Below are 17,491 nucleotides of genomic sequence, written 5' to 3' on the forward strand. Positions count from 1 at the left end.
AGTTCTCTGGCTTAGTTTTTCATTGTCGAAGATACAGAAAAGCAAAAGGTAGAACATTTTCTTGCCATGAAGCACCTTGCTGTAATAGTCCACCTTCGTGGTTGCAGAAAGATGGCTCAAAAGAGCTTCGGGAATAAAATCCAAAACTTGTTTAAGAGAAATCTTGTGGTCTTTAAATACTGACATAAGTTATTGATTATCAGATATAAAGATACGAAATAAAACCCATTAATCCAAATTAAATCATTGAAAATCAACAAGTTAACCAAAAAAAATCAAACAATTTTAAATACAAAAAGTCGGAAGAAAAATCTTCCGACCATGACTGAATGTCAAACCGCTGATATAAAGATGAAAAATGACCAAGGTAAACACAAAATTTCCCACCATCATACCTATGGTTGTATCTAGACCATAAAAAATCAGTCGCTCTAACCAAAAGTAAATGCCCTGACTGACGGCAAATATTACAATGGACAGAAAAAAGGACGCCAACATTTTAGATATTTTCCTGAATTGGCTTTTTGAAATTATTTTCCAAGCAATAACAGTACTTATCAGAGAAAATATACAGGTGATAATTCCAAAAATGTGAGTAGATAAATTGAAAAAATCAATGTCCCCAAACTTTCTCGTAATGTGCAGCACATAGGTTTGCACAGTATTTACCAAGACAATAAATACCAGTAAAAGGATAATGTTCGATATGAATTTGTGATGCTTCATGTTAAAAATTCAAAAATGGGCATTTTTCGTGAAAGATAAATGCCCAAATTTATATTATTTAGTTGCCGTAACCAGGAAATCTTTTATTTCTCCAGTTTCGGTAAAGGTTTGGATTTTGGGTTGCCCTTTTTCATCAACATAGATCATCAGTTTTGGCTGTCCTTTTTGGTCTGCAATGAAGAGTCCTTGCGAATTTCCTTTGGTTTTGCCTAAAAATAAAAGGTTTCTGATTCCGTGCGTTTGAGAAATTTCACGGATTTTTGCTTTTCTGGCTTTATCATCAGTGATTTTTTCGACCTCTTTAATAGCTTCATTTCTCTGATTTATGCCGTTTAAGGTTGGATAGTCATTCACAAAAAAACCGCGTTGAGAAAAAATTTTACCTGCGTCTATGGATTCATCATTTAAAATTTGAATGACCTGATCATCCCGATAACGGTCCATCGTGATGGACATCCCGCTGGTGGCTTTGCCGTCGGCTGTTTTTTTGGCTGCATATACCAAACCGCCGCATTCGTCCCCCAAATCGTTGAAAAAAATCATTCCTGCCTGTCTTTCCCGCTTTTCCCAATCTTTGCCGTCCATTCTCCCAGAGTGCTGAAGTTCTTTGTTGGAGATTACCATTCTTATGGTACCATCTTTTTCAATGATGTTAATTCTTTTCACATTAATTTCATCAAAATTTTCAATTTTTTTTTCTAATCGGAAAGAATTTAGAAGGGTAAAAAGGGTAAATGCTGCACCGAAGAGAACGACTCCCAAAGGCATTTTAACTGTTGATTTCATTTTAATAATTTTTTGATTGTTTATTTTTTATTTGCTTAATGCTTTTTCGAGTTCTTTTTTAAAATGTTCAGGTTCATCGCTCCAGACATTATGACCGGAATTCGGTATGACTTGGAGATCAATGGAAGGATAATTCTTTATATTTTCCGAATAGTGTTGTGCTGCCAAAATCCATAAAATCGTATTCGCCATTGATGATGGTTATTTTTCCGTTTTTGTTCATCGCATCGCGGTAATCGTAATTCCAGTTGACTGTTTTAGGCATCGCGTTAGCCACTCTTTGATTATAGTAAGCCATTCCGCCTTTGAAGTTTTGCAGGCTTTTATTTAACTGATAAGAATTTACCGCAGCAAACTGAATCTTCCATTTACGTGTGGCTTCTCTCGGCGAAAGATTTTGTTTTTTTTCATAAGGCTGAAGCAAATCTTTGACTTCTTTTCTTTCCATCAAAAATTTTACCTGTTCGGTCTGGCGCTTGGTGAAAACATCGTCCGCAGACTTTGCTACCGGTGTAATTGCGCCGACCAATACCATATTTTTCACCATTTCGGGATGCTGTTTTAGAAATTCCATTCCCACAAGGGTTCCCATGGAATGACAAAGAAATTTTGCCCTCTTGATGTTTAATGCTGTCATCAGCGTTTCGATATCGCCTACATTTTTATCGAATGTCAGGTATTTTTCAGGAGCCGAAGGTTGCGACATCAATGAACCGCGCTGATCGTAAAAAACAAAATGGAACCGACCTTCCAAACCCTTTGTCGCATCCAACAAATAATCGTGGTTGGCTCCAAATCCACCGTGAAGCACGATAACCGTGTCTTTAGAGGTAGAAAGAGATTCTTTTACATAAATTCTTAAACTGTCTTTGGTGTTAAAATACCATTCTTCATACTTATTTTGCTGGGCGGAAAAGAGTGCTGCAAAAAAGAAACAAATAATTTGAACTAAAACTTTCATGATATTTTGCTTTGATTGTTGATTTCTAGAGCAAATTTATTTCGCTACCTAGCGGATTGGAATAGCTTTTAAATGAATTGAGGGAAAAATAAGATGAATGGTGGATTTTTTCAAATAAAAAAAACTACCCAAAATTTTGAGTAGTTTTTTTGAAGTCTCTCTGCAACGGAGAGGAATTTAGGATGAGAATTTTCAACTTCCAGCCCTCCTACAAATTTTCCAAAATAAAATCGGTCATTTTTTGGTAGAGTTGTGGTCTTGTATTTCCGCCATAAATCCCGTGGTTTTTATCAGGATATGCCATAAATTCGAATTGTTTTTTGTTCTGAATTAATGCTTCTGCAAACTCCATCGAGTTTTGGAAATGCACGTTATCGTCAGCACTTCCGTGAATTAAAAGGAAATTACCTTTCATTAAGTTTGCGTATTCTGTTGGGGAATTTTCGTCGTATCCTTTAGGATTTTCCTGAGGAGTTCTCAGGAATCTCTCAGTATAAACCGTGTCATAATATCTCCAGTTGGTAACCGGAGCTACTGCAATACCGGCTTTGAAAACGTCTGCACCTTTAGTAAGGGCTAAACTTGCCATATATCCACCGTAACTCCAGCCGAAAATTCCGATTCTGGATTTGTCGATATAACTTTGTTTTCCGAACCATTTTGCGGCTGCAATCTGGTCTTCAATCTCGTATTTCCCGAGGTTCATGTAGGTTGACTTCTTATACTTCGTGCCTTTATAGCCGGTTCCGCGACCATCTACACAAACAACGATATAACCTTTTTGTACAAGGTGGTTAAACCATAATCCGTTTCCTGCATCCCATGAATTAGAAACGCTCTGCGATCCCGGTCCGGAATACTGATACATAAATAGCGGATATTTTTTATTAGGATCAAAGTTTTTTGGCTTCATGATCCAGACGTTCATCTGGTCTCCGGCTTCGTTGGGAACCGTGAAGAATTCTTTGTTAACCATGTTATCTGCCTGAAGTTTCTGCAGCAATTCGTTGTTGTTTTGAAGTTCTTTGATGGTTTTCCCGTTACCGTCCTTTAAAACATAAGTAAATGGTTTTGCGGCAGATGAAGAAGTTTCGATAAAATAATTATAATTTCCGCTGAAACTCGCACTGTTATTTCCTTCAGCGTTAGAAAGCAACGTCGATTTACCGGTTTCAATATTGATCTTAGAAACTACTTTATTGATGCTTCCTTTTTCGGTGGTTTGTACCAGAACTTCTTTTGTTTTTGGATTAAATCCGTAATAATCAGTTACTTCCCAATTTCCTTTTGTAATCTGTTTTTTAAGTTTTCCATTTTGGTCGTACCAATAAAGATGTCTGTTCCCATCTCTTTCGCTGCCCCAGATAAATGAATTGTCATCTAGAAATTCCAGCGTAACATTATCGGTTTCTATCCATTTATCATCACTTTCTGTAAATAATTTCTGAATAGTTCCGGTTTTTGTATTCACTTTTAAAACATCCGACGCATTTTGTAATCGGTCTGAAGTAATCAATACAATTTCGTCAGATTTTGCGGTTTTATAAACATTCGGAATGTAATAGTTCTTAAAGTTCAATAAATTTAAAGCTACTGTTTTCTGAGAATCCAAACGATATAAATGCGCTGAAACCATCGAGTTTTTTTCACCCGCTTTTGGATATTTAAACCGCAGTTCAGAAGGATAAAGTTGTTTTCCGTAAATCGGGATGTACATTTCCGGAACTTCCGTTTCATCGGATTTTACAAAGACAATTGCGTCCGAATTTTTGGTCCATTCGTATTGCTTTGCGTGCCCGAATTCTTCCTCATAAACCCAATCTGCAAGTCCGTTTATTATTGAGTTTTTCTTCCCATCTTGAGTGATTTGGGTAATCTTTTCTGAGTATAAATCTTGGTAAAATAAATTGTTTTCAGCAATAAATGCTACTTTCGTTCCGTCTGGTGAAAAAGTGGGTTCTTGAATGTAATTTCCATTGTTTAAACTTAATGTTTTTCCTGATTTTAAATCCTTTACATCGAATTTTCCGAGGAAAGAATGGCGATAAATGGGCTGACTTTTTTTTAGTAATAGGATCTTCGACTCATCATCATTAAATTGATAAGATTCGAAACTTCCATCGACAATATTTCCTTCTTTTGCGGATGTTTTATAAGAATATTTGGCAATTCCACCTCTTTCGATTACGGCATAATTTTCACCATTTTTTAAGGAAGCAATCCCTGCAATTCCTTTTCCGCGGTAGTATCCGGAGTAAATTTTATCTAAAGTTATTTCCTGTGAGAAAGTTGCTACAGAAACTAAAATAGAAACGGATAAAAAGATTTTTTTCATTGTAAAAATTTGATAATGATCAAAGATAACAAAATTATCAAAATGCGTCCATCATTCTCCAACAATAGGGATTCCTTTTGTTTGAAAAATTTTTTAACCAAAATATGAAGTTTTTCCTTTAAGTGAGCCGGTGTTTTATCAAAAAAAATTACTCTTCCTGATCTCCATTATGAGTAAAACCAATGGTTTTTATTGGTTTTTCAACCATTTTATAGCTATCAAGTTCCGCTTTCAGAGCTTCAATTCTACTGGAAAAATCATCATAATTGTTGATAGAAACATCCTGTACAAATTGGGCAACGTGATTTAGGTATTCTCCTGTAAGTTTTGCGGAAGCTTCTCGAAAAGCGGCTTCCAAAAGTTTTTCAGTAATTTTTATATTTTGAGAACTGTTTTTTAGATAAATATCTCTGATTTTCTTTTTCAAACTTTGGGTGAAATCGATGATCATCGTATTCGAAAACACTTTCATTTTCATCGAAATATCTTTCCAGAACGGTAAATGATCGGCATCGTTCGCTTTTAAAATTTCCATTAAAATAGCATCTTTGGAAAGATTTTCCTTTATATAATACAGAATCATTTCGGAGCGTTCCTGGGCATTTGGCGGAAAAATGGGAATACTTACATCAAATCTTCCCGGCGCCAGAATCTCCGTATCAATATCAACTAAAGAATTTGCTGATCCAATCATCAATATGCCTTCTTTTTCGAACTGATTTACGTAATGCAAAACAATTTCTTTGGTTTCTTCATAACAAGATGAAACCGATTTTTCCTGGCTTCTTTCACTCATAATCGTATCAAAATCATCCATGAAGAGTAAAACTTTGTCTTCGCTCATCATTTCAACCAAAAAATCGTTGAAATTGGCTTTCCTACCATCCACAAATGAAGTTCCGAAATAATATTTTTTAATCTTTTTAAACTGAAAATCAACAATTTATGCAATTTTATTAGCCCAGAAAATTTTTCCACTTCCGGGAGGTCCATATAAAATAATTCCTGCTGATTTATGAATTCCCCAATCCGTAAGCAGCGAGTGATGTAAAAACGGATCTAAGGTTTTGGAAATAAAGAAAAAAAGGTCACGATAACCGATGAAATCTCGCTCAGCAAGACTGGTTTTTTTCCGAAATAATCATAAACAAATTGATAATTGCCACCCAGCTTTTGATCGATTACATAGCTGGAAACAGAAGATTTATAAAAGCCATTGTCATAGATTTTTACCTTATCTTTTTCTAAAATTTCGGAAACTTTATCTTGGGGTTGCTTTATGGTTTTGGCGATATCTTCTACGGATTTATTTTGGCCTAAATCCTCTTCATATTTCTTCAAAAAAGTTATATTTTCTTTAGCGAATTTTATGAAATCTTTCTTTACCTCAAAATTTGTCGAAATGCATTCTGAAATTTCCAAATCGAAATCCTGGATAAATTTGATAAAGCTTTCGGTGGATATTTGAAGTTCTTTTGCGAGTTCGGCGAATTTCATTTTGATTATTTTTTGAGGAATTATCAAATTTACAAAAATCATGCTGAATAGAAATTTCCTTACCCGAGAGAAATAGTCTGAAAAAAAATAATTGAAAAGGTACTTTTCTTAGAAATTAAGGTTCGAAACTTTCAAATTTCCCATTGTCATAAAACATTACAATCCTGATAATTTTACTTTTTTGATTTTCAGGTGTTTGTAATTTAGGTTGAATTTCCTGAACGGCTAATCGCTGAGAATCGGATATTTTTTCTCTTTCGGGACTTTGTTGGGAAATTTTTGATTCTCGCGGAATTTCTTTTTGTACTGAATCTTCACTTTCCGTAATTCCGAAATTATCATCATCAATTAAAGAAAACAAATCGGGCAGGGAAGTGGGTTTTTGTTTTTCAACAATTATTTCCGGTTCTGGTTTGATGAGCATCTCACCTTCGCCTTTGATCAGCCAATCCCACTGAATTTCTGGAAAACGTTCTTTAATTTTGATAAGAAAATCCAGCGATGGTTTATTTCTACCGGAAGTAATATGCGAAATATTCGAACGTTGTACATCGATCGTATCTGCAAATTCAGAAGAAGAAAGTTCTGAATATTCTATAATTTTTGAAATTCTTTCGTTCAAATTCATAATTACAAATGTAAATAAATATTTACTTACAATAATATACAAATGTAAATAAATGAAATCGAAACGTGTTTACAAAAGTAAAACCAACAATATGATTGCTGGTTTTTAAATGTTTAAGGTGTTCACTTTTATAAATTACCGATGTAAATTTTCCTTATGATCATCATCAATTCTTAATTTTCTTTCCTTTTTATGTTCAGGAAATATTAACGAGAAAAATATACTTAGTCCTAAAATACTTACAATAATGAGCAATGAATGTGTTGTGGTAAATCCAAATGAATCCAGGTAGGAATGGAAAAGCATTTTCAAACCGATAAAAGTTAAAAGCATGGCCAATCCTAACTTCAGGAAACGGAATTTATCGATAATTCCTGCTAATAAAAAGAACATCGATCGAAGCCCGATAATCGCAAAAATATTGGAGAAAAATACAATATAAGGATCTTTAGTCACCGAAAAAATTGCAGGAATACTATCGACTGCGAAGATCAAATCCGTAGCTTCAATAATAAGGAGAACCAGAAAAAGCGGGGTAATTTTCTTCACACCATCTATTGTCACAAAAAATTTGTTTCCAACAAAATGGTCATGAACTTTAAAAAATCGTTTCGCAAACTTTACCACCGGGTGATTTTGAGGATCAATTTTCTCATCGTTGTCTTTATCGAAAAACATTTTGATTCCTGTGAAAACGAGAAATGCTCCGAATACATACATGATCCAACTGAATTTCTCGATCAGTGCAGCGCCAACGAAAATAAAGATAAAACGCATCACAATCGCTCCCAAAATTCCCCAGAACAAAACCCGGTGATAGTTCTTCTGCGCCACTCCAAAAGCTGAGAAAATAAGTACCATTACAAATATATTATCCACAGAAAGGGCATACTCAACAACGTATCCGGTTAGATATTCCAGACCCAAATTTTGATTATACAATTGGATACTGTGTTCCAGATCTTGCGGAATAACTTTGACGGGATGATGATGAGAAGTAATCACCTGTTGTAGTTTTTCCATGTTATCGATGCCGTGGAGTAGGTGACCGTACGTGATCAAAATAAAATAAAAACACATGGACAATGCAACCACAAAGAAACTCATCAGTCCTGCTTGTTTCATTGAAATGGTGTCGGATTTTTTGTTTAATAATCCTAAGTCTAATGCGAGGATCAAAAAGATAAATAATATAAATCCTATAAGGAAAAGTGATTCGCTACTCATATAAAATATTTATTACAAAGATAAGAAATTAATCATTTTTACTCTGATTTACATTTGTAATTTTATTGTAAATTATATCGATATCCACAAAATAATGTGTTTACGTTTTTTCCCTACAAATAGGCAATTCAGTGTACTTTTTAGCTTAAAGTACATTTAAAAAAGTAGTTTATTTAAATATAATAAATAACTGATATTTAGGTTGATATAAAAATTTTTTAAATAAAATGCAATCCACAATTTTATCAACAGACAAACTGACATTTTAACCTGTTTAGCTAATTTACAAAAGTGAATTTTTTAAATCCGTTTAAAAAAATTAAATTTGAAAATTGTAAAATAACTTTCTATGCGAGATAATCTCATTTATCGAAAATGCCCCGATTTCCCAAACCGCTATATTTCCCCGGGAAAATTATTTTTTTTACTACAGACGAATTACAGCGATTGTATTTCAGAGATCGGAACATCTTTTCTGGATCAACCTATTTATAAAATGCGAATCGGATCAGGTGGAACAAAGGTTTTGGCTTGGTCGCAGATGCATGGGAACGAATCGAATGCTACACACGCAATGCTTGATTTGTTGGAGATTTTTAAACATCAACCCGAATTGAAAGAAAAATTGTTTCAGGAGATAACTTTGGATTTTATTTTCATGTTGAATCCAGATGGATCAGAAAAATGGTCCCGCAGAAATGCGATAGATATTGATATAAACCGTGATTTTCTAAAGCTTTCGAGCAAAGAATTTCCTATTTTGAAAAATATCGCTGAAAACGGTAATTATGACTATGCATTAAATCTTCATGAACAACGTACGATTTTTACTACGGATGGTGAAAATCCGGCAACGCTTTCTTTTCTAGCGCCTTCAATGAACGTGGAAAGAGATGTTACTGAAACTCGAAAAAAAGCGATGGCGGTAATTGTGAAGATTTTTGAAGCTTTGAAAAATGAAATTCCGAACCAGATTGCTCGATATTCGGATGAATTTTATCCAACCTCTACGGGAGATAACTTTACTAAAATGGGAATCCCGACAATTTTATATGAAGGTGGTCATTTTCCGAATGATTATAAAAGAGAAGGTACCCGAAAATATTATACTTTGGCGCTATACGAAGGTTTAAAGGCGATTGCGGAATTGAAAGGTGCAACTGATTTTTGGGAAAAATATCAGGAAATACCGGAGAATAAGGAGTCGCATTACGACATAATTTACAGAAATGTGAAATTGAACACCGATCATTATTGTATTCTCGACATCGCAGTACAGTTCAAAGAAGAAATTCGCGCAGGTGATGATGAAATTTCTTTTGTGCCTATCGTGATGGAAGTAGGTGACGTTGGCAAAAAAAAGGGTTGGAAAGAAATTGATTGTACCGGGAAAAAATTTATTTCCGACAAGAAATTTCCAAAACTGGATACGGAAGTTGATTTTAAAATAGAATAGAAAAAGCGAGACTTAAAAGTCTCGCTTTAAATTTGTAAACTGTTGATAATTAATTCACAACCTTGATTCCGGATGCTACAAATCGAATTTCTTCCTGTGGTTTGGTGATGGCATCAATTTCCTGTTGCGATTTTTTCGCATCTTCAGCGTAATGTTTCTGCTCATCGACTGAAATTATTTTCGTCTCTGCGTTGCCTTCTAATACTACGTTTTTTCCAATCAAAGCAGTAGGAACGAAGAATCCGTAATCTTTCATTTTCACAAAAAACTTCTCGTTGTTTTCTGTTTCTAGAGTCAACCAGCAGCCTTTTTTATCGCAAACATCGGTTACTTTTCCTTTCACCGCAATATTTTCTATTTTTTTTGATTGAGCCAGCTTTTTATCCAATTTTTCTGGTGAAATTGCTTTTTTTTCAGCTTTTGCAGAAATTACACTTCCATAAACGTCTCCTATTAAAGCGTTTCCTGGAGGTGGACCCATCTTTTTCTCGCTTTCCTGAGCGAAAACCATCGTAGATAATGCGATGCTTACTATAAATACTAATTTTTTCATAAACCAAATTTTCACAAAAATAATAAATTTTTCCAATTTTATTTTTAGAAAAGGTGTTTTTAAGTTTAAATCCTATATTAATCTTAATTAAAACTTAAAACCTTTAAATTAAATTTATACATTTACTAACTATGTTTTAAAAAATAATATATCCGGAACTAATCTTTTTTATTTAAAATATATTCAAAATTAATGGAAAAAAAACTCAAACTTTGGGATGCTACAATGCTCGTAATGGGCTCGATGATTGGTAGCGGAATATTCATTGTAAGTTCCGATATGATGCGGAATTTGGGATCCGGATATTGGCTGATAGCGGTGTGGATCATTACTGGAATTATGACGGTTGCTGCGGCGATTTCTTACGGTGAACTTTCTGCGATGTTTCCAAAAGCGGGCGGGCAATACACCTACATGACCGAAATTTTCGGCAGAATGACTGGTTTTCTCTACGGTTGGGGATTGTTTACGGTAATCCAAACCGGTACGATTGCCGCTGTTGCAATGGCTTTCGGAAAATTTACCTCTTATTTGATTCCAGCGCTTAATAATTCGCAACCGATTTTCCAAAGCGGAAGTTTCAAAATTACTTGGGTGCAAATTTTAGCAATTGTGATTATTCTTTTGCTCACTTATATCAATACCAAAGGAGTGAAAAATGGCAAATTTTTGCAGAATATTTTCACTACTTCAAAAATATTAGCGCTACTTGGAATTATCGTTTTCGGATTTCTTTTGGTTAAAGATTCGCAATGGACAGAAAATATGAGTTTTGGCTGGAATGCTTTTCAGGATTTTGGGAAGGAAGTAGGAAATGATCTGGTTCCAACCGGTTGGCAATCGATCGGAAGTGTTACCCTTCTTGGCGGAATTGCAGCTGCGATGGTCGGGTCGGTCTTCAGTTCTGTTGCTTGGGAAAACGTAACTTTCATGTCGGGCGAAATTGAAAATCCAAAGAAAAATGTAGTAAAAGCAATGGTTTTGGGAACCATCGTTGTGATGATTTTGTATCTCCTCGTGAATTTCGTTTATTTGAATGTACTTGATCGAGACGAAATCGCATTTGCGGATAAAAATCGTCCTGCGGTAGCAGCTTCGGAAGTTATTTTCGGAAATTTAGGTACCGTAATTATGGCGATTTTGGTGATGATTTCTACGTTTGGTTGCATCAATGGATTGGTTTTAGCCGGCGCACGCGTCTTCCAGACTATGGCGAAAGACGGATTATTCTTCAAACAAGCCATAGAAAACAATAAAAATGAAGTTCCCGAAAAATCACTATGGATGCAGGGAATTTGGGCTTCAGTCCTTGCGCTCAGCGGTCAATACGGCGATTTGCTGGATATGATTTCCTTCGTTATCGTCCTTTTCTATATGATTACGGTTTTCGGAGTTATTTACCTCAGAGTCAAAAAACCAAACATGGAAAGGCCCTACAAAACATGGCTTTATCCCATAACGCCCATCTTATATCTATTGATCGGCAGTGCATTTTGTATCCTGTTGATTTGGTTCAAACCCCAATATACATGGCCTGGTTTCCTCCTTATTTTGCTAGGCTTGCCAGTATATTGGTTTATCAACAGACGGAAAACTGAATAATTTTTTTTAGGAGCATCAAGGTTTTCTATATTTTCCAAGACTCCACCTGCTGTCCGTTGCAATCTTCCGCCGACCTTGTCGGCGGAAGGATTTCCACTTCCATCAGGGCTAGAAGTTCTGTCGTTTTTATTTTGAAGATTCCCCAAATTTACCTTACATTTAATAAAAATTAAAAAATGTCAGAACTAGTTCCGATTTTTCAATCATCCTATCTTTACGAAATAGAACTTGCCAAAACCAAACTCGCATCGCGTGATATTCCGAGTCACATTAAAAATGAATATGTAAATAATGTGGCAGTTTTCCCCATTTCTCAGAATTATTTTCTGTTAGTCAATCAACATGATGTGGAAATAGCCCAGAAAATTCTAGCAGAAACCAACGAAATCACCGAAGAAGAAAATCCGGAATAAATTATATCTTTCAAGCCGTATTTTAAAACTTTTAAGAATATTTTGAGTGCAATTCTACACGGAAAATTATCCGATTTTATTCCCAAAACCCTTCGTTTTCCTTTTGTCCTGCCTCATAAATTCCGTATCTTTGGCTCAAATTTTACAAGAAAATGATCGATTGGAAAACCGTAAAAGAATACGAAGATATTACTTATCAAAAGTGTGGCGCTGTAGCTAGAATTGCTTTCAACAGACCTGAAGTTCGCAATGCATTTCGCCCAAAAACAACCTCAGAATTATACGATGCTTTTTATCACGTTTCGGAAGACTCTTCTGTAGGTGTCGTGCTGCTTACCGGCGAAGGTCCTAGTCCAAAAGATGGAGGACATGCATTCTGCAGCGGTGGCGACCAAAAAGCGCGTGGTGAACAAGGCTACGTAGGCGAAGATGGAAGACATCGTTTGAATATTTTGGAAGTTCAGCGTTTGATTCGTTTTATGCCGAAAGTGGTTATTGCAGTTGTTAACGGTTGGGCAGTTGGTGGCGGACATTCTTTGCACGTGGTTTGCGATTTGACTTTAGCGAGCGAGGAGCATGCGATTTTCAAACAAACTGATGCCGATGTGACGAGTTTCGATGGTGGTTACGGATCGGCCTATTTGGCGAAAATGGTTGGTCAGAAAAAAGCCCGTGAAATTTTCTTTTTAGGAAGAAATTATTCTGCCAAAGAAGCTGAAGCAATGGGAATGGTAAATGCCGTGATTCCGCATGCAGAACTGGAAAATACCGCTTACCAATGGGCTCAGGAAATTTTAGAAAAATCACCTTTATCCATTAGAATGTTGAAATTCGCAATGAATTTAACCGATGATGGAATGGTTGGTCAACAAGTTTTTGCAGGCGAAGCAACGCGTTTGGCGTACATGACCGATGAAGCCAAAGAAGGCAGAAATGCATTCCTCGAAAAAAGAAAACCTGATTTCGGCGAGAATAAATGGATTTCTTAAAAAAAATAGACTTCGGATAGGAGCTTAGACTCAGATTTTTAAAATTTGTCTGAAATCTTACAACTAAAATTTATGATTGATTGGATAAAAGCAGCTCGGCTGCGAACTTTGCCGCTGTCAATGAGCGGAATTATAATGGGATCTTTCATCGCAAGATGGAGAGTCATCGAAAACGGTGGAACTTGGGACTGGAAGATTTTTGCGATGGCAATCTTGGTGACGCTGCTTTATCAAATTCTTTCAAATTTTGCCAATGATTACGGCGATGGAGTAATAGGAACCGACAAAAATAGGATAGGAGAAGCTGAGCAAAGAGCCGTAGCTTCAGGAAAAATTACAGCAAATCAAATGAGAAATGCAGTGATTTTGTTCGCAATTCTATCTTTTTTGGCAACGGTTGGGCTTTTATATCTTGCTTTTTTCAAAGAAAATTTAATGAAAGAATTCTACATTTTCGTAGGATTGGGAATTGCCTGTATATTGGCAGCAATCGGCTATACAGTCGGTAAAAAACCTTATGGATACTTAGGTTTGGGCGATATTTTTGTGTTTGTGTTTTTCGGATTGGTTTCCGTTTGCGGAAGTTATTTCCTTTTCACCAAAACTTTTCACTGGGATATGCTTCTTCCGGCTACCGCAATCGGAATGTTGAGTGCAGCAGTTTTGAATCTGAACAATATGCGCGACATTGAAAACGATGCAATCAGCGGTAAAAAAACGCTGGCTTTGCGTTTAGGTTTTAGGAATGCAATGGTTTATGAAGTGATTTTATTACAGCTTCCTTTGATTCTAATGCTGGTTTTTATGATGATGAACGGTTTGCACACCGAAAGAAAATACTATGCTTTCATCTTTTTTATTCTAATGTTTCCAATGACGGGACTTCGTAGAAAAATAATGCAGGTAAAACAACCAAGCGAACTAGATCCTTTCTTAAAACAAGTAGGAATAATGACTTTGATGATGGCAATTTTAGTGGCTTTTGGGTTGAATTATTTTTAAATAAGATTTTATGATTCCAGATTTTCAAACGATAATGCTTCCTTTGCTGAAAGAGATTTCAAATGGAAATGAATTTACTGCGAAGGAAGTTAATTCTAATTTATCTCAATATTTTAATTTGTCGGATGAAGAATTGCAAGAAATGTTGCCGAGTGGAAAACAAGGAGTTTTTGTTAATCGTGTTGCATGGGCAAAAGCGCATTTGAAAATAGCAGGATTATTGGAAAGTCCCAAAAGAGGGAGTTTTAGAATTACACCTAAAGGATTGGAGGTTTTGAATCAAAATCCTGAAGTCATTAATTTAAAATTTTTAAAAACATTACCTGAATATATTGAATATTTAGAATCTTCAAAATCTGAGTATAAAACCACTGATGTTAACCTTGAAACCGAAGAAGCCAAAACTCCGGAGGAATTGATTGAACAATCATTTTTAACCATTCAAAAAGCACTTTCTCAAGAATTAATTACAAAAGTAAAGTCATGTAATCCATATTTTTTTGAAAACTTAGTGGTAGAACTTCTTGTAAAAATGGGTTATGGGGGTTCTCTTGCAGATGCGGGTAAAGCAATCGGAAAAAGTGGTGATGAAGGTATTGATGGGATTATTAAAGAAGATAAATTAGGATTAGACATTATTTATATTCAAGCAAAGAGATGGGAGGGAAATGTTGGAAGACCTGAAATTCAGAAGTTTGTGGGAGCTCTTGCAGGACAAGGTGCTAAAAAAGGAATTTTTATTACCACTTCTAAATTTACTCCGGATGCGCTTAATTATATTCCTCGAAACGAAACAAAAATAGTACTGATTGATGGTGAGAAATTGACTCGTTTAATGATTGAATATAATTTAGGAGTTTCAACTCATAACATTTATGAATTAAAGAAAATAGACATTGACTATTTTGAAAATGAATAAATTAAAAAAGTGATACCTCTTAACTTTATAACCTTTTAACAATAAAAAAATGAAAATACAATATCTCGGACAAAACTGTTTTTTGTTCACTTATAACGGAAAAAATATTTTAACAGATCCTTTTTACAACTTCGGGAAAGAAGAATCGGGATTCGATATTTCTGCACAAAATATTGATTATGTGCTCATTACTCACGCTCACGGCGATCATACTGCTGATGTGAAAGAAGTTTTGCAACATCATCCGGAAGCGGCGGTGATTGGTCAACCGGAAATCTGTGGATACTTTGCTCATCCAAATTCCATTGATATCAATTTAGGTGGATCTGCAAAAATTGATGATTTGAAGATTTCGATGGTTCCGGCAAGTCACACAAGCAGTTTTCCAGATGGAACTTATGGCGGAGAACCTTGCGGATACATTTTCAGATTTCCTGGAAAAAATATCTATTTTGCAGGCGATACCGGCGTGATGGCCGACATGGGATTGTTCCCACAATTATTCGGAAACATCGATTTGGCGGTACTTCCAATTGGTGCGCATTACACAATGTGTGCCCGAAAAGCAAGTTTTGCCGCTTCTGAATTATTGAAAACGAAAAAAGTTATTGGTTGTCATTTCGACACTTTTCCGCCAATTAAAATCAATCACGAAGAAGCGAAAGAACTTTTTGCAGAACGGAATATCGATTTTGCTTTACCGCAATTGGGAGAGGAATTTGAAATTTAATTTATACTTCGCCAATACCCCGCGTTATTTTTTGTATTTTTGTTGAAAATTTAGAAATATGATTAAGAAAAATGAAGAAATTTGGAAGGAGTATCCTTTAAATTTGGGATTTGCAACTGATTTTAGAATCGAGTTTTCAAATTTGGGTAGAATGAAGACGTTTTCTAGACTTGCTCCAAAAGGAAATATTATTAGTGGTTCCTTACAAGGCGGTTTTCCCATTTTCAGAACTACATTTACGGATGAACTCAAACCTAAAGATGCCGAAAAACTTCAAGAACTCGATAAAGAGATTGCCGAACTTAATGCCGAAATTAAAAACTTTGGATTAAAATCACCTATCGAGAATAAATCCGAAAACTTGCGTGATAAACTAGATGATTTAAAGAAAAGAAGAGCTGAACTCGTTAAGACAAGGTCAAAACTTAATAAAAAGTTTAGAAAGAAAGTCTCAAAATATGTAGCGATTTTGGTTCATAAAGCGATTGCGGAATTATTTATAGGAAAGCCTTTAGATGAGTCTAGAAAGTTTGTAATTCACCACGATTTCGATAAGTTAAATAATAATGTGGAAAATTTAGGATGGGCAAATCAGGAAGAATTAACCGAACGCCAAATGAAACATCCGAAAGTCATTTTGAACCAATTCAAAAAGCAATTCGAAGATAAAAAACCGAATGTAAGAAGTAGCAAACTCTCGGAAAACGACGTGCTTTTCATCAAATCAAAATTGGGAAAAAAAGGAGTGACGATGAAGAAATTGGCACATCAGTTTGGGGTTTCAGAAATGCAGATTCACCGCATCAAAACGGGAGAAAACTGGAGCCACGTAAAAACAGTGAGTGAACTAAAAGCAGAAATGCAAAAATAAAGAAACAAAAAATGGCAAGCTACCTAAATCACACCGCTACAACCGTTTACCTTTGCTGCGTTCCCACCCTGGAGGATTCACAGGAGCTGGTTGTTTAGGACTTGCCGATGCAAAGATAAGGGTTTAATTCAAAATTCAAAAATCTAATTCAAAAAAAATTAAAAATTATAATACTCGGATATGGTAAAAAACGTCTATGCAGTTGGTTTTATGTTGTTTATAGCGACAATGGTCCTCTTTTTTGGGATGTATTTTTTCGGGATGAATGTTGATTTTTTCAACAATTCAATGCTTTTGAATGCATTTTTGCTTCCGTTGGTGTATGTTGCTGGAGCATATTATTCTGTAAGCTCTGCCAAAAAGTTAGGATTTCCAATGGGATTTCGTGCGGTTTTTGGACGCGCTTTTAAACCGATGTTTATCGGAGGATTGTTTTCGATGCTCACAATGTTCGTTTTCCTGAATTTTGTAGATAAAGATGCTAAAGATTTACTTAATTTTCAGTACATCGAAAGACAGAAAACGGAACTCAACAAAGAGTATGAAAAGGCAAAAATCGGCCTGAAAGAAGAAGCTGAAAGAAAAGAGCTCGACAAAAATTACCAAGCCAGACTCCAAAGTTTTTCTCCGGAAATGATTAAGGGTAAAGACATGTTTTCGTTTCGCCAGTTTACCTATTATTTCGGAGCAGTTATGGTTTTTTACGTAATTTTATCCGTGTTTTTCGGAAGCTTTTTCCGAAGCCGAATCGAAGAGTAAATTTCTCATTATCAATTATTTTAATTAAAAACTTTAT

Annotated in this window: 17 protein-coding genes, 1 other RNA gene and 1 pseudogene; 9 read left to right on the plus strand and 10 right to left on the minus strand. The window is 35.3% G+C overall.

Features of this window, described 5'->3' with window-relative positions; genetic code table 11:
• The 8 genes and pseudogenes from AP75_RS09785 to AP75_RS09820 form a co-directional block, all read right to left on the minus strand.
• Nucleotides 1–186, minus strand: a pseudogene (locus tag AP75_RS09785) (IS4 family transposase); the annotation flags it as partial.
• Nucleotides 187–780: 594 nt separating this feature from the next.
• Complete coding sequence (locus AP75_RS09795) at nucleotides 781–1,512, minus strand: hypothetical protein (protein ID WP_088264503.1); 732 nt, start codon at nucleotides 1,510–1,512, stop codon at nucleotides 781–783.
• Nucleotides 1,513–1,630: 118 nt separating this feature from the next.
• Complete coding sequence (locus tag AP75_RS09800) at nucleotides 1,631–2,473, minus strand: alpha/beta hydrolase (RefSeq protein WP_031503367.1); 843 nt, start codon at nucleotides 2,471–2,473, stop codon at nucleotides 1,631–1,633.
• A gap of 208 nt (nucleotides 2,474–2,681) precedes the next feature.
• Nucleotides 2,682–4,808: a S9 family peptidase gene (locus AP75_RS09805; RefSeq protein ID WP_088264505.1), complete on the minus strand. Its 2,127-nt coding sequence runs from the start codon at nucleotides 4,806–4,808 to the stop codon at nucleotides 2,682–2,684.
• A 148-nt stretch (nucleotides 4,809–4,956) separates the two neighbouring features.
• On the minus strand, nucleotides 4,957–5,697 hold the full coding sequence (locus AP75_RS14685) for an AAA family ATPase (protein WP_242589798.1): 741 nt from the start codon (nucleotides 5,695–5,697) through the stop codon (nucleotides 4,957–4,959).
• Nucleotides 5,698–5,867: 170 nt separating this feature from the next.
• The gene (locus AP75_RS14690) at nucleotides 5,868–6,305 is read right to left on the minus strand and encodes a hypothetical protein (RefSeq protein WP_242589799.1); all 438 of its coding nucleotides are present in this window, start codon (nucleotides 6,303–6,305) and stop codon (nucleotides 5,868–5,870) included.
• Between the two features lie 115 nt (nucleotides 6,306–6,420).
• On the minus strand, nucleotides 6,421–6,933 hold the full coding sequence (locus AP75_RS09815; RefSeq protein ID WP_088264507.1) for a helix-turn-helix domain-containing protein: 513 nt from the start codon (nucleotides 6,931–6,933) through the stop codon (nucleotides 6,421–6,423).
• A gap of 135 nt (nucleotides 6,934–7,068) precedes the next feature.
• Nucleotides 7,069–8,160, minus strand: a complete 1,092-nt coding sequence (locus AP75_RS09820; RefSeq protein WP_088264509.1) for a TerC/Alx family metal homeostasis membrane protein — start codon at nucleotides 8,158–8,160, stop codon at nucleotides 7,069–7,071.
• A 349-nt stretch (nucleotides 8,161–8,509) separates the two neighbouring features.
• On the opposite strand from AP75_RS09820, the gene AP75_RS09825 reads away from it, so the two are divergent.
• On the plus strand, nucleotides 8,510–9,616 hold the full coding sequence (locus tag AP75_RS09825) for a M14 family zinc carboxypeptidase (protein WP_031502605.1): 1,107 nt from the start codon (nucleotides 8,510–8,512) through the stop codon (nucleotides 9,614–9,616).
• Between the two features lie 49 nt (nucleotides 9,617–9,665).
• Here AP75_RS09825 and AP75_RS09830 read toward each other — a convergent pair whose 3' ends face one another.
• Complete coding sequence (locus tag AP75_RS09830) at nucleotides 9,666–10,169, minus strand: DUF4920 domain-containing protein (protein WP_088264533.1); 504 nt, start codon at nucleotides 10,167–10,169, stop codon at nucleotides 9,666–9,668.
• Between the two features lie 192 nt (nucleotides 10,170–10,361).
• Between AP75_RS09830 and AP75_RS09835 the strand changes: the two genes are divergently transcribed.
• The 7 genes from AP75_RS09835 (at nucleotide 10,362) to AP75_RS09865 (ending at nucleotide 16,695) form a co-directional block, all read left to right on the plus strand.
• Nucleotides 10,362–11,771: an APC family permease gene (locus AP75_RS09835; protein WP_088264511.1), complete on the plus strand. Its 1,410-nt coding sequence runs from the start codon at nucleotides 10,362–10,364 to the stop codon at nucleotides 11,769–11,771.
• A 176-nt stretch (nucleotides 11,772–11,947) separates the two neighbouring features.
• Nucleotides 11,948–12,184, plus strand: a complete 237-nt coding sequence (locus AP75_RS09840) for a hypothetical protein (RefSeq protein ID WP_031502609.1) — start codon at nucleotides 11,948–11,950, stop codon at nucleotides 12,182–12,184.
• A gap of 152 nt (nucleotides 12,185–12,336) precedes the next feature.
• A complete protein-coding gene (locus AP75_RS09845) occupies nucleotides 12,337–13,173 on the plus strand; it encodes a 1,4-dihydroxy-2-naphthoyl-CoA synthase (protein ID WP_031502611.1) in 837 nt (278 codons plus the stop codon).
• Nucleotides 13,174–13,245: 72 nt separating this feature from the next.
• The gene (gene menA, locus AP75_RS09850; protein ID WP_088264513.1) at nucleotides 13,246–14,175 is read left to right on the plus strand and encodes a 1,4-dihydroxy-2-naphthoate octaprenyltransferase; all 930 of its coding nucleotides are present in this window, start codon (nucleotides 13,246–13,248) and stop codon (nucleotides 14,173–14,175) included.
• 10 nt (nucleotides 14,176–14,185) lie between these two features.
• Nucleotides 14,186–15,094 (plus strand): restriction endonuclease, encoded by a 909-nt coding sequence (locus AP75_RS09855; RefSeq protein ID WP_031502031.1) that lies wholly within the window; start codon nucleotides 14,186–14,188, stop codon nucleotides 15,092–15,094.
• A gap of 49 nt (nucleotides 15,095–15,143) precedes the next feature.
• Complete coding sequence (locus AP75_RS09860; RefSeq protein WP_031502030.1) at nucleotides 15,144–15,824, plus strand: metal-dependent hydrolase; 681 nt, start codon at nucleotides 15,144–15,146, stop codon at nucleotides 15,822–15,824.
• A 58-nt stretch (nucleotides 15,825–15,882) separates the two neighbouring features.
• Nucleotides 15,883–16,695 carry an HNH endonuclease gene (locus AP75_RS09865; RefSeq protein WP_051872551.1) on the plus strand — a complete coding sequence of 271 codons (813 nt, stop codon included), beginning with the start codon at nucleotides 15,883–15,885 and terminating at the stop codon, nucleotides 16,693–16,695.
• A 9-nt stretch (nucleotides 16,696–16,704) separates the two neighbouring features.
• Here the strand turns inward: AP75_RS09865 and ffs are convergent.
• Nucleotides 16,705–16,802: signal recognition particle sRNA small type (gene ffs, locus AP75_RS09870), an RNA gene on the minus strand.
• A 103-nt stretch (nucleotides 16,803–16,905) separates the two neighbouring features.
• Here ffs and AP75_RS09875 point away from each other — a divergent pair.
• Nucleotides 16,906–17,454, plus strand: a complete 549-nt coding sequence (locus AP75_RS09875) for a DUF4199 family protein (RefSeq protein ID WP_262488060.1) — start codon at nucleotides 16,906–16,908, stop codon at nucleotides 17,452–17,454.
• Nucleotides 17,455–17,491: the final 37 nt, after the last annotated feature.

This window comes from Kaistella haifensis DSM 19056 (assembly GCF_000735695.2).
GTDB lineage: Bacteria > Bacteroidota > Bacteroidia > Flavobacteriales > Weeksellaceae > Kaistella > Kaistella haifensis.

Excerpts from the sequence above, each read along its gene's own strand:
- AP75_RS09795 (WP_088264503.1), bottom strand. The coding sequence starts at position 1,512 with ATGAAATCAACAGTTAAAATGCCTTTGGGAGTCGTTCTCTTCGGTGCA.
- AP75_RS09800 (WP_031503367.1), bottom strand. The coding sequence starts at position 2,473 with ATGAAAGTTTTAGTTCAAATTATTTGTTTCTTTTTTGCAGCACTCTTT.
- AP75_RS09805 (WP_088264505.1), bottom strand. The coding sequence starts at position 4,808 with ATGAAAAAAATCTTTTTATCCGTTTCTATTTTAGTTTCTGTAGCAACT.
- AP75_RS14690 (WP_242589799.1), bottom strand. The coding sequence starts at position 6,305 with ATGAAATTCGCCGAACTCGCAAAAGAACTTCAAATATCCACCGAAAGC.
- AP75_RS09815 (WP_088264507.1), bottom strand. The coding sequence starts at position 6,933 with ATGAATTTGAACGAAAGAATTTCAAAAATTATAGAATATTCAGAACTT.
- AP75_RS09820 (WP_088264509.1), bottom strand. The coding sequence starts at position 8,160 with ATGAGTAGCGAATCACTTTTCCTTATAGGATTTATATTATTTATCTTT.
- AP75_RS09825 (WP_031502605.1), top strand. The coding sequence starts at position 8,510 with ATGCGAGATAATCTCATTTATCGAAAATGCCCCGATTTCCCAAACCGC.
- AP75_RS09830 (WP_088264533.1), bottom strand. The coding sequence starts at position 10,169 with ATGAAAAAATTAGTATTTATAGTAAGCATCGCATTATCTACGATGGTT.
- AP75_RS09835 (WP_088264511.1), top strand. The coding sequence starts at position 10,362 with ATGGAAAAAAAACTCAAACTTTGGGATGCTACAATGCTCGTAATGGGC.
- AP75_RS09840 (WP_031502609.1), top strand. The coding sequence starts at position 11,948 with ATGTCAGAACTAGTTCCGATTTTTCAATCATCCTATCTTTACGAAATA.
- AP75_RS09845 (WP_031502611.1), top strand. The coding sequence starts at position 12,337 with ATGATCGATTGGAAAACCGTAAAAGAATACGAAGATATTACTTATCAA.
- menA (WP_088264513.1), top strand. The coding sequence starts at position 13,246 with ATGATTGATTGGATAAAAGCAGCTCGGCTGCGAACTTTGCCGCTGTCA.
- AP75_RS09855 (WP_031502031.1), top strand. The coding sequence starts at position 14,186 with ATGATTCCAGATTTTCAAACGATAATGCTTCCTTTGCTGAAAGAGATT.
- AP75_RS09860 (WP_031502030.1), top strand. The coding sequence starts at position 15,144 with ATGAAAATACAATATCTCGGACAAAACTGTTTTTTGTTCACTTATAAC.
- AP75_RS09865 (WP_051872551.1), top strand. The coding sequence starts at position 15,883 with ATGATTAAGAAAAATGAAGAAATTTGGAAGGAGTATCCTTTAAATTTG.
- AP75_RS09875 (WP_262488060.1), top strand. The coding sequence starts at position 16,906 with ATGTTGTTTATAGCGACAATGGTCCTCTTTTTTGGGATGTATTTTTTC.